This window comes from Burkholderia metallica, assembly GCF_001718555.1.
Lineage (GTDB): Bacteria > Pseudomonadota > Gammaproteobacteria > Burkholderiales > Burkholderiaceae > Burkholderia > Burkholderia metallica.
In genome coordinates this window covers 788,266-802,537 of sequence record NZ_CP013401.1, presented here as the reverse complement: position 1 = coordinate 802,537, position 14,272 = coordinate 788,266, and the positions used below count along the sequence as shown (strand labels likewise).

7 protein-coding genes are annotated in these 14,272 nt (G+C 67.7%); all 7 read right to left on the bottom strand.

The genetic code is table 11. The annotated features are described in order from the left end of the window. Nucleotides 1-114: 114 nt before the first annotated feature. Nucleotides 115-795, bottom strand: a complete 681-nt coding sequence (locus tag WJ16_RS03565) for a GNAT family N-acetyltransferase (RefSeq protein WP_069255872.1) — start codon at nucleotides 793-795, stop codon at nucleotides 115-117. Continuing rightward, nucleotides 792-2,120, bottom strand: a complete 1,329-nt coding sequence (locus tag WJ16_RS03560; RefSeq protein WP_069255871.1) for an aminotransferase class I/II-fold pyridoxal phosphate-dependent enzyme — start codon at nucleotides 2,118-2,120, stop codon at nucleotides 792-794. The genes WJ16_RS03565 and WJ16_RS03560 overlap by 4 nt, the downstream gene beginning before the upstream one ends. 64 nt (nucleotides 2,121-2,184) lie before the next feature. Continuing rightward, the gene (locus tag WJ16_RS03555) at nucleotides 2,185-3,096 is read right to left on the bottom strand and encodes a UDP-3-O-acyl N-acetylglycosamine deacetylase (protein ID WP_069255870.1); all 912 of its coding nucleotides are present in this window, start codon (nucleotides 3,094-3,096) and stop codon (nucleotides 2,185-2,187) included. Then, on the bottom strand, nucleotides 3,093-10,724 hold the full coding sequence (locus WJ16_RS03550; RefSeq protein WP_069255869.1) for a type I polyketide synthase: 7,632 nt from the start codon (nucleotides 10,722-10,724) through the stop codon (nucleotides 3,093-3,095). Before WJ16_RS03550 ends, WJ16_RS03555 begins: the two co-directional genes overlap by 4 nt. A 3-nt stretch (nucleotides 10,725-10,727) precedes the next feature. Continuing rightward, a complete protein-coding gene (locus WJ16_RS03545; protein WP_069255868.1) occupies nucleotides 10,728-12,257 on the bottom strand; it encodes an LTA synthase family protein in 1,530 nt (509 codons plus the stop codon). After that, on the bottom strand, nucleotides 12,254-13,045 hold the full coding sequence (locus tag WJ16_RS03540) for an SDR family NAD(P)-dependent oxidoreductase (protein ID WP_208606991.1): 792 nt from the start codon (nucleotides 13,043-13,045) through the stop codon (nucleotides 12,254-12,256). The genes WJ16_RS03545 and WJ16_RS03540 overlap by 4 nt, the downstream gene beginning before the upstream one ends. Next, nucleotides 13,038-14,243 (bottom strand): capsule biosynthesis protein, encoded by a 1,206-nt coding sequence (locus tag WJ16_RS03535; protein ID WP_069257947.1) that lies wholly within the window; start codon nucleotides 14,241-14,243, stop codon nucleotides 13,038-13,040. Before WJ16_RS03535 ends, WJ16_RS03540 begins: the two co-directional genes overlap by 8 nt. Nucleotides 14,244-14,272: the final 29 nt, after the last annotated feature.

Genomic DNA, 14,272 nt, shown 5'->3' with positions numbered 1-14,272 from the left:
GACCGCCGGCTCGTCAGCTCGCCTACTACCCTCACCTTTTTCGGCGCGCCATTTTGGCGGGCGACGGTTGAACTGCCTGCTTTGCGCCTCGCCGACCGCCTCGCCGACCGACTGTCATGGTTGGCCGCGACGATCAAACCGCATCCGGACCGAATCAAGTCCGGCGGGCAGCCGGCGCGAACGGGCGCGCGGCCGCGGCAGTGCGGCGAACCCGAGCCGTTCGTACAGCGCTCGGGCCCTCGCGTTGCGGGTCAGCACGTCGAGGACGACATCGCGGCTGCCGTCGGCCGGCAATGCCCCCGCGTCCAGCGCGTCACGGAACAACACACTGAAGATCCCCGTGCCGCGCTGTCGCTCGTCGGTTGCGCAATGCGCGACGAGAATCTGCGAACGCTTCGGCGCCGGAATTTCCGTTTCGAGAATCAGCCCGCGCAATAGCTGCCCGATCGTGCGGCGCACGCCGAAGAAGCGCGCCAGCGCCCACACGACATGCACGTCGTCGAACATCGTCCGTTGCCCGTCGTGAATCGCCATCACGGCGAGCACGGTGCCGTCTTCAGCGACCGCGACGCGATGCCGGCGCCACGAAAAGCGCCCATGGCGCGACCGGAACGCCTGCTGCAGGAAAGCGATGCAGCGCGCATCGCTTTCGCCGAGAAAAAAACCGAATTCCGCCACACCGGACGCAAACACGAGCGGCCCGCACGACGCCGCGTCATTCGCCTCGGCCGCACGAAACCGCACGCGCTCGCCAGCACGCGGAGCCGCTTGCAGGAACGCGCCGGCCAGCGTCATCCGCCGCGCCCCGCGAGCCGCGACAACACGGCAATCGTCCGGCTGATCTGCTCCGGCTCGTGCGTCGAGCAGATGAAGAAGCGCAGGCGCGCCGCCTTTTCCTCGACGGCCGGATAGAAGATCGGCTGCACGTTGATCCCTTCGTCGAACATCGCGTTGGCCCATTGCGCGGCCTTCAGCGAGCTGCCCGTGATCACCGGCACGACCGCGAACCCGGCGCTCGTCCCCGTATTCAGCCCGGCGGCGCGCGCTTCGGTCAGGAACTGTCGCCCGCGCGCCTGCAGTCGCGCGACACGCTCCGGCTCCGCCTGCAGGCGTTCGAGCGCGGCCAGCGACGCTTCGGCGAGCGTCGGCGCGAGCCCGACGCTGTACAGGAAGCCCGGCGCCAGGTGACGCAGCATGTCGACGAGCGGCTGGCAACCGGCGATGAAGCCGCCGCAGCCCGCCAGCGTCTTGCTCATCGTGCCCATCCACATGTCGACCTGGTCGGACGCGACGCCGCCATGCTCGCGGATGCCCCTGCCGGTCGCGCCGAGCACGCCGAGCGAATGCGCTTCGTCGACCAGCAGGAATGCGCCGTGACGCGTCTTCACGTCGACGAAGCGCTGCAGGTCGGGGAAATCGCCGTCCATGCTGTACAGCCCTTCGATCGCGATCAGCACGTGCCGGTATTCGCGGCGCACGCGCGACAGCAGTTCGTCGAGCGCCTGCCAGTCGTTGTGCGCGAAGCTCAGCCGCTTCGCGCCGCTCAGCTGCGCGCCCTGCACGATGCTGTTGTGCGCGAGCGCATCGTGGACGATCAGATCGCCGGGGCCGAACAGCGCGCCGATCACCGTCACGTTCGTCGCGTGGCCGCTCACGAACGCGACGCAGTCGTCGGTCTCGTAGAACGCGGCCAGCGCGCGCTCGAGGTCGCGCTGCACCGGACGCTCGCCCGCGACCATCCGGCTCGCGGAGGCCGACGTGCCGTAGCGGTCGATCGCGGCTTTCGCGCGCGAGGACACGGCCGGATCGCCGGCAAGACCGAGGTAGTTGTAGTTCGCGAAGTTCAGATACTCGCGGCCGCCGATCAGCGTCGTCGCACCGGCCACGCCGTCGTGCACGCGGAAAAACGGCGAGTCGACGCGCAGCTTCTCGCCCATCTCGCGCATGATCCGCACCTGCTGATACTGCGGCATCGATTCGAAGCGGCTGCGCGCCGATGCGCCCTGCGCGGCGGGCGTGCCGGGCACGCCCGGTGCCGCGGCCGCCTCGGTCGCGCGCCCCAGTTGCCGTTTCAGCGCTTTCGCCGCCAGTTGCTGGCGAAGATGCTCTCCCAGTGCCATTGCTTCCTTCGCTCTGTCTCGAAAAGACGCTATGTTACGCCGCGCGTCATGAAAACGCGTGGTGTCACGCGTCGGGAAACTCGGCCCACTCCCACGCGGCGGGTTCGGCCAGCAGCGCGTCCACCAGCCGGAAGTTCATCTCGTGGCTCGGCCGCAGCGCGCTCACGCGTGCCAAGAGCGGCGCGCCGGCCAGCGCGAGATCGCCGACCAGGTCGAGCACGCGGTGCCGGACGAACTCTTCCGGCAGCCGCATCCCGCCCAGCACGCGATTGCCGACGATGGACGCCGTACACGACGGCCGCGCACCGCGCAGGATCGGCACCCCGCGCAGATAGCCGGCGACGATCGCGGGCACCGCCCACTTCACGCGGCCATACGAGCGCGACGGCGCGATTTCGGTCGCAAACGCAGCCGGCGTCAGCGCGCCGTCCCAATGCATGTCGCCGAAGCCGCGCAGGTCGTTGCGCACGCTCAGTTCGTAACGCGGCGCCGGCTCGATCCGCATTTCGCGCCGCTGGTCGCCGTCGGTGACGACGACGGGCCGCAGCACCCGGATGAAACGTTTCGGCGCATCGAGCGCGACGCGCCCGCACGCGCGGATCGCGTCCACCCACGGCGCGGCACTGCCGTCGAGAATCGGCACTTCCTCGGCATCGATCTCGACGATCGCGTGATCGATCTCGCACGCGAGCAGCGACGCGAGCAGATGCTCGATCGTGCGAACGCCGACGCCGTCGGCATTGCGCAGCATCGTGCAGAGCGGCTGCGCACGGCGCAGCGCGGGATCGACCGGCAGCGTCGCGAGCGTGCGCCCCTGCGCGACGCGACGGAACGCAATGCCCGTCACGCCCTCTTCCGGACGCGCGGGCAGGATCCGCACGCTCACCCGGCGCCCCGTGTGCAGCCCGTGACCGTCGATCGTCAGCGGACCTGCCAGCGTGCCCTGCCGCGATGCCCAGCCGGACGGCGCGCTCATCGCGCGACCTCCAGCGTCGGCGACACCTGGCCCGCCACGGGCGCGTGCCGGCTATCGAGCATCGCGCGCGCTTCGCCGTCGATCGCGTGCTTCGCGGCGAGCGCCGCGACGGCCTCCTGCGCGGCATCCGTCGTGGAGCCGGCGTCCGCGTCGGCCGACGCGCCGATCGAATCGACGATACGTCCGGCCAGCGTCGTCACCGATGCGCCCTCGGCAATCGCCATCACCGACAGCTTGACCTCGAATGCTTCCTCGACCGCGAGGCCGAGTTCCATTCCCATCAGCGAATCCATCCCCATGTCGAGCACGGATTTGTCGAGCGCGATGCGATCGGGCGTCATGTGCAGGATCCGCGCGATCTGCGCCTGAAGCGTCCGCGCAACCAGTGCGATCGCTTCGTCGCGCGGCAGCGCCAGCACTTCTTCCCGCAATTGCGTGCCGCCGTCGCGCGCATCGCCGCCCTGTGCATGCGATTGCAGCAGCGCATACCGGCGTGCCTTCGCCGCCGGCATCCCGCGCGCCACCGCGTGCCAGTCGAGCCGGACCACGGCTTCGCCTGCCGCACCGGCCATCAGCGCGCGTTCGAGCGCGACCATCGCTTCGTCGGACGTGATCGATGCGCCGCCGATCCGCGACTGCAACGCCTCGCGCGTATCCGCGTGGCGCGCGAGGAAGCCGACGTCCTCGAGCGGCCCCCAGGCCATGAACGTGCCCGGCAGGCCCGCCGCGCGACGATGTTCGACGAGCGCCTCGAGGAAGCTGTTGGCCGCGACGTAGTTCGACTGCCCCGGATTGCCGAGATAGGTCGTCGCCGACGAATAGACCACGAACAGGTCGAGCGGCAACGCGCGCGTCGCGCGATGCAGGTTCCACGCGCCGGCCACCTTCGGGGCGAGCACCGCGGCCATGCGCGCATCGTCGAGATTGCGCACGAGGCCGTCGTCGATCGACATCGCGGAATGCAGCACGCCCTTCAGCGGCGCGCCGCCCCGGACGATCGCGTCGATCATCGCATCGACCGCCGCCGCGTCGGTCACATCGCACGACACGACCTCGACCGTGACGCCGAGCGTCGCGCGCCAGCGCTCGACTTCCTCGCGTGCGGCAGCAGCGAGTTCGCCGGAGCGGCTCGCCAGCGTCAGCCGGCGGGCGCCGCGCTCGACCATCCAGCGCGCGCTCGCAAAGCCGAGCCCGCCCGTGCCGCCAACCACCAGGTACATGCCGTGCGGATCGAGTGCGAGCGAACCCGCGCGCGTGACGCCGCGCGTCGGGGCCGGCGTGCCGGACGGATAGGTCACGAGCACCTTGCCGATCTGGCGCGCCTGCTGCATGTAGCGGAACGCGTCCTCCGCCCGTTCGGCGGGAAACGCGCGATACGGCAGCGGATGCAGCACGCCGGCTGCGAACAGCGCCATCACGTCGCCGAACAGGCGCGCGGTCAGCTCCGGGAGCGCCCCCATCAACTGGTCGGCGTCGATGCCGAAGTAGCTGATGTTGTTGCGGAACGGCCGCAGCCCGATATGGCTGTTTTCGTAGAAGTCGCGCTTGCCGAGCTCGAGGAAACGGCCGAACGGCCGCAGCGTATCGATGCTGCGCACCATCGCCTCGCCGGCGAGCGAGTTCAGCACGATGTCGATACCCTCGCCGCCCGTCATCGCGCGAATCTCGTCCGCGAACGCGAGGCTGCGCGAATCGAGCACGTGCTCCGCGCCGAGCAGGCGCACGAACTCGCGCTTCTCGTCGCTGCCGGCCGTCGCGAACACTTCCGCGCCGAAGTGGCGCGCGAGCTGGATCGCGGCGATTCCGACACCGCCCGCGCCGCCGTGCACGAGCACGCGCTCGCCGCGACGCAAGCGCGCAAGCTCGACGAGTGCGTAATACGCGGTGAAGAACGTGGTCGGCACCGTCGCCGCTTCCTCGAACGACAGCCGTTCGGGTTTCAGCGCGATCGCCTGCGCGCGCGTCCTGACGCGCGTCGCGAACGACGCCGGCGCGAAGCCGAGAATCGCATCGCCCGGCGCGAATTCCGTCACGGCGTCGCCCACCCGGACGACGCGGCCCGACAGCTCCATGCCGATCGTCGCGCCTGCGAAGCCGGTCTCGACCGCTTCATCGGACAGCAGCCCCATCGCATACATCACGTCACGGAAATTAAGGCCGGTCGCAACGGGCTCGATCTCCACCTCGTCCGCGCCCAGCGCGCTTTCCGGCAACGCGAACCATTCGAGATTGCGCAACGAGCCCGGCGCATCGAACGCGAGCACGGCCGCACGCGCGATCGCACCGTCGTTGCGCGCCGCAGCCTGTGCGGCGGTCAGCATGCGCGGCACCTGCCGCCCGTGTGCGCCCAGAATGACTTCTTCCTCGACGGCGGCACCCGTCAGCTCGTGAATCAATGCGTCGGGGAGGCTGTCCGCCGCGCGATCGACATCGATCAGGCGGCAGGCGAGTTCGGGATGCTCGTTCGCCAGCACGCGGCCGAGACCCCACAGCGTCGCCTGTTCCGGATGCGCATTCGCGCTCCCGGCGAACGGCGCGCCGCCGCGTGTGACGACGGTCAGCCGCATGGCCGCGTTCGGCTGCGCACCGAGCACACGCACGAGCGCCGCCAGCGCGATCACGCCGTTACGCTGCGCAGCCATCAGGTCGTCCCCCGTCGTCGATTCGACGAGCGGCGTTTCCGGCGCGCAGAACACGACATGCGCCGGCTGCCCGGCCGGCAACGATGCGATTGCATCGGCCGCGTGCGTGACGTCGACGATATCGGCCGGATAGCCCGCGCGCGCCAGCGCATCGGCCAGCTGCCCGCCGAAACCGCCGGCGGCGTCGGGTGCGTGCATCACGAGCCATTGCTCGCTGCGCGCCAGCGTATCGAGATCGTTCGATTCGTCGTCGCGTCGCGCGGCGATGGCGCTCGCGGGGTTGCGCGCGATGACGAGCGTCGGCGTGCCGTCCAGATCGAGCGACTGCTCGACGTGCCGTACGACGTCGACGTAGCCCGCGCGTTCGAGCGCCGACTCGAGCGCCGCCGGCGTCGGCGGCACGGCCGCATCGGCTTCAGCCGACGCAGCCTGCGCGCCCGATACGATGTCGGAGAAGCGCCCGCGCCGCGATTCGGCCAGCAGCAACAAGCCGCCCGGCGCCAGCCACGACCGCATCGCATTCAGTGCGTCGGCCACGTCGCGATGGCCGCTCAACGCGCGGTTCGCGACGATCAGGTCGTACGGGCCGGCGTCGTCGGCCGCCAGCGACAGCCGCTCGCCCGACTGCAGCGCGACCGTGCGCACCGCCGCTTCCGCATCCGTGTCGAACCCGGCCAGTTGGCCGGCCGTCGCGGCGATCGTGTGATCGCAGCGCGCGGCCGCGAGATGCATGCCGAGCGTCTGCAGCACGTCGCCGTCCGTCGCGCCCAGTTCGAGCACGCGCAACCGGCGTGCCGGCTGCCATTCGTCGACGGCCTGCTCGACGCTTGCGCCCAGCAACGCGTGCACGTGCTGCCACGTCGGCGATGCGGCAAGAAGTTGTTCGACGAGACTGTGCCCGGTCGGCGACAGCAGGCGCGCGCCGTCCTTCTCCCCGCTCAGCACGTCGGGCAACGCCGCGCCGCAGTGCGCGAGCAACGTCAGCTCCGCCACGTGCCCCGGCGATTCGGCCAGCAGCCCGCGCCACAGCTCGTCGAGCGGCGGCAGCGCCGCACATGCCGCGTCGTCGCGCACGAGCAGCGCGCCATCGCGATGCGCGAGACCGTCCTCGACCAGCATGTCCGCAAGACGCGCGGCCAGCGCGTCGCGCCCGGCCGCCGGCTGCCACGTGCCGGAGAAAGCGCCGAGCGCGTCGAACGCGCGAAGCGCGTAGAGGCTCGCCAGCACGTCGAGCAGCGGCAGGATTTCGGTCAGATGCTGCGTCCGGCGGCCGTCGTGCCCGGCCGCATCGAGCCGCGCAACCGCCTGCGCGAGCAGCACGTCGGGCGCCGGCAAACCGGCTGCGTCGACGTCGCCCGGCAGCGGCATTTCTTCAAGGCGGTAGACGAAACGCGCGGGCGGATTCTGCCGGCGGCCGACGAGATCGACGCGCCGGAACCGGCAGCCGCCGAGCCGCGCGACGATCGCGCCCCGCGCGTCGAGGAATTCGAAATGCGCAACGATCGAATGCGGGCTGTGCCTGTCGATCCGCACGCGCACCCGCTCGACCGTGTCGCCGCGCAGATAGTCCACCCGACCGATCTGCACCGGCACGTAGGCCGGATGCTCGCCTTCGCGCGCGTGCGCCGCCAGCAACGCGAACAGTGGATGAAACCCGCTGTCCATCAGCGCCGGATGCAGCAGATAGGCGGACATCGCCTGCGCGTCGCCGCACGCGGCCGGCGCGGCGACGTCGGCCAGCGCCTCGCCGTCGCCCGCGGCGACCCGCACGGTGCGGACCCAGCGGAACGCCGGCCCGTAGCCGAGGCCGATGGCCGCCGTGTTCGCGTACAGCGTGTCGCCGTCGGCGGCGGGCAGCGCGAGCAGACGGGCGAGCGCGTCGGCCGGCACGACGCTCGCATCGTCGAGCGTGTTGCCGCTTTCCAGCATCCGCCCCGTCACGTTCAGCGTCCACGCGCCGTCGGACATCCGGTCGCGCGTCTCGATCGTGAAGGTCGCGGTGCGCGGCTCGATCACGAGCCGAAACAGTTTCGCCTGCTGCGGCTGGAATACCACCGGCGTGCGGATCTCGACGTTTTCGAGCGCCGCATCCGGCGTATCGAAGAAGATGCGTGCCGCCGCGAGCGCCATTTCCACGTACCCGGCCCCCGGGAACGCGACGCCGCCGTCGACGACGTGATCGGCCAGCATCGGCAGCTTCGCCGGATCGAGCTGGTTTTCCCATGCGAACGCGTGCTCATGCAGGCGATAGCCGAGCAGCGGATGCGCGCGGCGGCGATTGACGAGGCCGTAGCCTTCGACGGTCGGCGTCAGCCAGAAGCGCTCGCGCTGCCACGGATAGGACGGCAATGGGGCACGCGATGCGCCCGGCGCGAAGCGCTCGGGATCGACGCTCGCACCATGCGCGATCGCCGCGAGAATCGCCTGCCGCAGCATCGCCGCGCTGCCGTGATCGCGCTTGAGCGTCGGCAGCGCCACGCCGTTCACGCCGGCTGCCGAGAGTGCCTGCTTCACATAGCTGCGCAGGATCGAATGCGGCGAGACCTCGACGAACAGCCGGACGCCTTGCTCGATCAGATGCGCGATGCCGTCGCCGAAGCGCACCGGTTCGCGAATGTTGCGCCACCAGTAGCGGGCATCGAGCTCGGTGCCCGCCAGCGCGCCGCCGGTCACCGTCGATACGAACGTGCCGTTGCCCGGCTGCGGCCGCAGGCTCGCCAGTTCGGCCAGCACGACCGGCTCGATGCGGTTCATGTGGCTGCTGTGGAACGCGTAGTCGAGATCCAGCATCTGGAAGAACTTGCCGCTGCCGCGCAGCGCGGCCTCCAGCGCCTGCAGCCCTTGCAGCTCACCCGCGAGCGTCACCGCATCGGGGCTGTTGATGCCCGCGATCTCGACGCGCCGCGCCAGCCCGTGGCGCGCGATCAGTTCGCGCGCCGCTGCATCGCCGATGCCGACGGCCGCCATCCGGCCGCTGCCGCGCGTCATCGCCTGCGCACGGCTGCGGATCTTGATCACGCGAACCGCGTCGGCGAGCGACAGCGCGCCCGTCACCCACGCCGCGGCGATCTCGCCGACGCTGTGGCCGATGGCCGCGTCGTAACGCATCCCGCGCGCGTCGATCACGCGAACCATGCCGACCTGGATCGCGAACAGCAGCGGCTGCGCGTTCTCCGTCGCGGCCAGCCATTCGGCGCCCGCGCCGGCCAGCCATTCCGCGCCCGGGCCGCCGCGCATCACGTCGACGAGCGACGGGCTGCCGTCGGCACACCACAGCGCGTCGACCTCGTCGAGCGCCGCGCGGAAGACCGCGTTCTCCGCATAAAGCTCGTTGCCCATCCCGACCCACTGGCAGCCGTTGCCCGAGAAGACGAGCGCGGTGCGCACCGCGTCGGCCGGGGCCTGGCCGGTCGCCAAGCACCCCGGCAGCCCTTCCGACGCCGGCTGGGCCAGCGCCGCAAGCGCCGCGCGCCCTTCGGCCACGTCAGCCGGCGCGACGATCGCGCGATGCTCGAGCCATTGGCGACGACGCGCGGCCGCAGCGGCCAGCGCCTGCCAGTCGCCGCCGTTCTCGAGTGCAGCCAGATAGCGGCCCGCGAGCGCGCCCAGCGCGATCGCGCTGCGCGCGGTCAGGACGAGCGGAGACAGTTGCGCGGGAGCCTGCTCGGGCGCGGCCTTCGGCGCCACGTTTGCAGCCGGCGCCTCGGTCAGCACGACGTGGGCGTTCGTTCCGCCGAAGCCGAACGAGTTGACGCCGACCGTCAGCGGCGCGTCGCCCGCGTCGAGCGGCATGTAGCGATCGACGACGCGCAGGCGCCCGCCGTCGAAATCGATCCCGGGATTGGGCGTGACGAAGTGCAGCGAGCGCGGTACCGCGCGATGCTTCAGGCACAGCACGGCCTTCAGCAGCCCGGCCATGCCGGATGCCGTCTCGAGATGGCCGATGTTGGTCTTGACCGAGCCGATGAGCAGAGGACGATCCGCCGGGCGTTCGCCCGACACGACGTCGATCAGCGCCCGCGCCTCGATCGGATCGCCGACCGCGGTGCCGGTGCCGTGCGCCTCGAGATACGCGAGCGACTGCGGGTCGATGCCCGCGCGCGCGTACACGCTGCGCAGCAGCGACGCCTGCGCGGCCGCGCCGGGCACGCTGATGCCGCCGGGCGAATGGCCGACCGAGTTCACGCCGGAGCCGGCGATCACTGCATGGATCGTGTCGCCGTCGGCGAGCGCGCGATCGAGCGGCTTGAGCAGCACGAACGCGCCGCCTTCCGAGCGGACATAGCCGTCGCCGGTCGCATCGAACGCACGGCAACGGCCGCGCGGCGACAGCATCGACGCCTTGGAGAAGCTGACGAAACCGAACGGGTGCAGCAACAGGTTGACGCCGCCGGCGAGCGCCACGTCGGCTTCGCCGGACTGCAGCGCCTTGACGGCCTGATGGAGCGCGACGAGCGACGACGAGCACGCGGTGTCGACGGACATGCTCGGGCCGCGCAGGTCGAACAGGTAGGACACTCGGTTCGACGCGATGCTCAGCGTATTGCCGGTCGCCGAATACGGATCGATCACGTTCAGATCGTCCATGTTGCGGTTGCCGTAGTCGGTGCCCGCGACGCCGACATAGACGCCGCAATTGCTGCCGCGCATGTCGGCCGGACGCACGCCTGCATCCTCGAAGGCTTCCCATGCGAGTTCGAGCAAGAGGCGCTGTTGCGGGTCCATCTGGGCCGCTTCGCGCGGAGAAATGCCGAAGAACGCGGCGTCGAAGCCGGCGACGTTGTCGAGCACGCCGGCCGAGAACGTGTAGCTCTTGCCCGGTTCGCGCTTGGACGGGTGCTGGTAGAAGTCGGTGCCGAAGCGGTCCGGCGGGATTTCGGTGACTGCGTCGCGTTCGTCGCGCAGCAGTTGCCAGAAGTCGCCGAGATTGTTCGCGCTCCCGGGAAACCGACACGCCACCCCAATTATTGCAATCTTACTGTTCATCTTTTATGTCGCTTTCTCGGACGCGCACGGCTGTTCCGTGCGATTTCCGTCATCTTGTACCACATGCAAAAGTACCGACCCGAGTTCTTCGGCCACCAAATTCCGGCATTCGGGAGTGTCTGTGCCGTAATTTCGCCAAATGAAGTAGTCGCTGTGTTGCGGATTAACGCCGAGCTTCTCGAAGACATGAGGCAGTGCGGGGACGTGGTCGCCGTAGAAGCAAACGACTGTTTCACGATCGCTGGTGCGCAAATAATCGAGCAAGCGCCCGATCATTGCGTCTGCATTTTCAATGTGCCGCAGATATGCAGTCAGGTCACGCCAGGAGGCGTCTTCGCCAAGAGTATGCCTTGAAGACGATTCTCCGGGCAAAACCTGCTCGAGATGCAGGGGGCCGTGGTTTTCCATTGTCATTGCGAAGAGGAAGTGCGGGCGCTCGCGCCCGCTCTCCAGCGCGGCGATCACCGCATCCAGCACGGCTGCATCGGAGACGTACGGGCCGGCACGCGGCGCCTCGGCAAAGTATTCGATGTCGAGAAATGTGTTGAACCCGAGCAACGGAAAGACACGATTGCGACCAAAGAAGTCGGCGTAGTAAGGATGAATCGCCAGCGTGTCGTAACCGCCACGGCCGAACCAGCTTGCGATCGACGCGCACGTACGGCGCACGAACGCATACGGATAAAAGCGCGCGTAGCCGAGGCGCTCGAACGGCAGGCCGGTCAGCATCGCGAATTCCGTGCGCATCGTGTTTGCGCCCCATGCCGGGACCGAAAGCTCGCCGTAACAGACCGATTCGTGTCTCGCCCGATCGAAATGGGAAAGCACGGTAGGCGCAATCGCCGGCGAAATACGTCGCACGTCGAACAGCGATTCGCTCTGGATCACGATGACGTCGGGGCGCTGCGCCGACGTACCGGTGACGAAAGGCCCTGTTTCGACCACGCGCCGAAAGGCTTCGAACGTCGCGGGACGCATGCCGTTCAGCAAGTATGCGATGAAGACTGCGAAAAAACCGTGACGGCGCTGATCGTCCTCGGCGTCGAGCGCCAATGGCAGGTGCGCTGCAATGTATCGCGCCAGTAAGAATGTGAAGGCAACAACGGCCACCAGCGCGAGCACGGGACGCGGGGTGACGGGCGCTTCGGAGAGATAGCCGGCGATGACTAGTACGATCCCTGCTCCGATTGCAACAACCTTGCCCACGCTCAGGAACGGCAGATAGAGCCGCGGATGCGAGAACAATTGGCTGAAGAGACTGAGATCAGTAAAAACGAACGGCTCGCGCAGGGATTCGTACTTGGCATTGCTGACGACCGCGACGAGCCCGACCAGCGCGACCGCGACGGACGACGAGAAGATCGGACGGGCGGTAACGAGCAATATCAGCGACGCAAGGAACACGACGGAGAGCACTTGCAAAAGCAGTGCATCTGCGCGACGCCGAAATGAGGCACGCGGAACTGCGATTTGATCCGGTAGAAACGACACGCCGGCCGCAACGGCGAACGCGAGCCAGATTGCGCCCGTCAATTTACGTCTTCCTTGCCGGGTAGATACGAAAGCTTGTCGAGGATCGCATCGGCCAACTTGACGGGAAGCACGGTCAGGATCCGCATGCCGAACGCTAGCAGGCCCGGGAATGCGATTTCCACACGCCCCGCATCGAGCTTCTTGCGAATGTATGCGGCTGCCTGATCGGCAGTCCACATGAACGGCTTGTCGCCGGGGAAAGCGTCGCTCATCGACGTCTTGACGAAGCCGGGGAGAATGACCGAGACACCGATACCGTCGCGCTTCAGCAGTGGGCGGACGGAATCGGCATAAGCCTTGATTGCCGATTTGCTCGCGCAATACGCAGGCGAGATGGCCATGCCGCGAAGGGCGGCCAGGGAACTGACCGCGGCGATGCGGCCATGCTTGCGGGCGCGCATACGCTCTACAACCGGGAGGACAGTATGCATCGCACCGTAGAAATTCGTATCGACGACGGTGGTGATACGGTCGAGATCCTCCCAGTCGGATGCAGAGGACAGCGTGCTTGCCACACCTGCGTTGGCGATGAGCAGATCGATCGGATACTGGTCGTCGAAACGATGCAGCCACGAGCGAACCGGATCGGGCTCCCGCACGTCGACGATGCCGACGATCACCTTTGCGCCGCGCGCCCTGCACACTGCCGCGGTGGATTCGAGCTGCGCTTCGTTCCGGCCGACGATGCCGAGCACGGTTTCGGGCTGTGCGTATGCGAGCGCAAGCGCCCGGCCAATGCCCGCGCTTGCACCGGTGACGACAACGTGCCGAACCGGCGGATTAGTCATCCGCATGCTCTAGTCGAGCAACCGCACCTGCAATCGCCATCGAGATGCCAGTCCGGGTGTAGAAATCGCCGTTGATCTGTGTGTGATGCATCACATAGTCGAGGAACGCGTGATAGAGATCCATATCTGGCGGCACGCCTCCGAGCCAAAAATCATCGAGATCGCCCTGCCAGGTCAGGCCGCTGAAGTTGTAGATGGCGGAGCCGAGCGCAACCAGCGGCCGCTTGTGATGCAGCGCAGACAAACCGACCGTACTGTTGATAACCACAACTCCGCGAGCGTGTTCGAGCAATGTCGGAAGATGGCCGGCATCGATGAAACGAATCCGATTCTCCATCCCTGCGGCATGCGCAATTTTAAGCGAAAAATTGCGATACTCGATCAGCCCTGTATCTAGGGGGTGATTTTTGATCACCAGCAACGCATCTTGCGGCGCATGTCGCGCGAATGATTCCACGACGTGGCGGATCGCCGCGCGAATTCCATCGAAAGACGAATGCACGACGATTTGTGCGTCGGAATTCAATTGCAAAGGAAACAGGTAGTAAGTCCGGCCGCTATCGAGCAATTCGCGCGTAACAGTCTCTGCTTCGCGTCGATGTTTACGCTGCAGAAGCATCCGAACGGCAAGCCCCGAATATTCGAAGAGGCCGTTTTTCGGCCGGTGGCTGCGGTACCTCGGAAACCGGGGCCAGCATACCGTGTTCGCAAAACGATACGTGATGTCGTGGAAGGCACGCTCGTACAGGTTGTAGCCGGTGGCTTGCCACTGCTTGGCGGGCGGCGTCACGCCGCGGTGCTGCCGATACCATGCAGGATCACGCGGCAGCAATGAGCGCCCGTTGACGCCGTGGCGCTCCAGCGTGATCCAGTGCGGTCGAACGTAGCCTTCCTCGAACACGTGGACTCGCAGGCCATGCGCCGTCGAGACACCCAGCATTTCGCGATGAATGTCCCGGCAGTCGCCGAACATGACGACGTCGGTGATTCCTTCTTGCCGGACGATATTGTCATACCATTGCGGCAAATTCCGAACCTCACCTCTATAATTTAAAACAGTCCCAGCCCTCCCGTACAGCAAGTCGCCACCGCAAAAATTGACACGATAGACGGCAAACCCCTTGTCCTGGAGCGCGCGTGAGAGCCGGTGGAAAAAAAGCGAGGCTGTGCCTTGCAGCACGAGAAACGAGCGCGACATCTGGGTTATTGTATGGAAGCCCGAAGAAG

What these genes read in the sequence shown, in the direction of transcription:
- WJ16_RS03565 (WP_069255872.1), bottom strand. Translation starts at nt 795, where the DNA reads ATGACGCTGGCCGGCGCGTTCCTGCAAGCGGCTCCGCGTGCTGGCGAG.
- WJ16_RS03560 (WP_069255871.1), bottom strand. Translation starts at nt 2,120, where the DNA reads ATGGCACTGGGAGAGCATCTTCGCCAGCAACTGGCGGCGAAAGCGCTG.
- WJ16_RS03555 (WP_069255870.1), bottom strand. Translation starts at nt 3,096, where the DNA reads ATGAGCGCGCCGTCCGGCTGGGCATCGCGGCAGGGCACGCTGGCAGGT.
- WJ16_RS03550 (WP_069255869.1), bottom strand. Translation starts at nt 10,724, where the DNA reads ATGAACAGTAAGATTGCAATAATTGGGGTGGCGTGTCGGTTTCCCGGG.
- WJ16_RS03540 (WP_208606991.1), bottom strand. Translation starts at nt 13,045, where the DNA reads ATGACTAATCCGCCGGTTCGGCACGTTGTCGTCACCGGTGCAAGCGCG.
- WJ16_RS03535 (WP_069257947.1), bottom strand. Translation starts at nt 14,243, where the DNA reads ATGTCGCGCTCGTTTCTCGTGCTGCAAGGCACAGCCTCGCTTTTTTTC.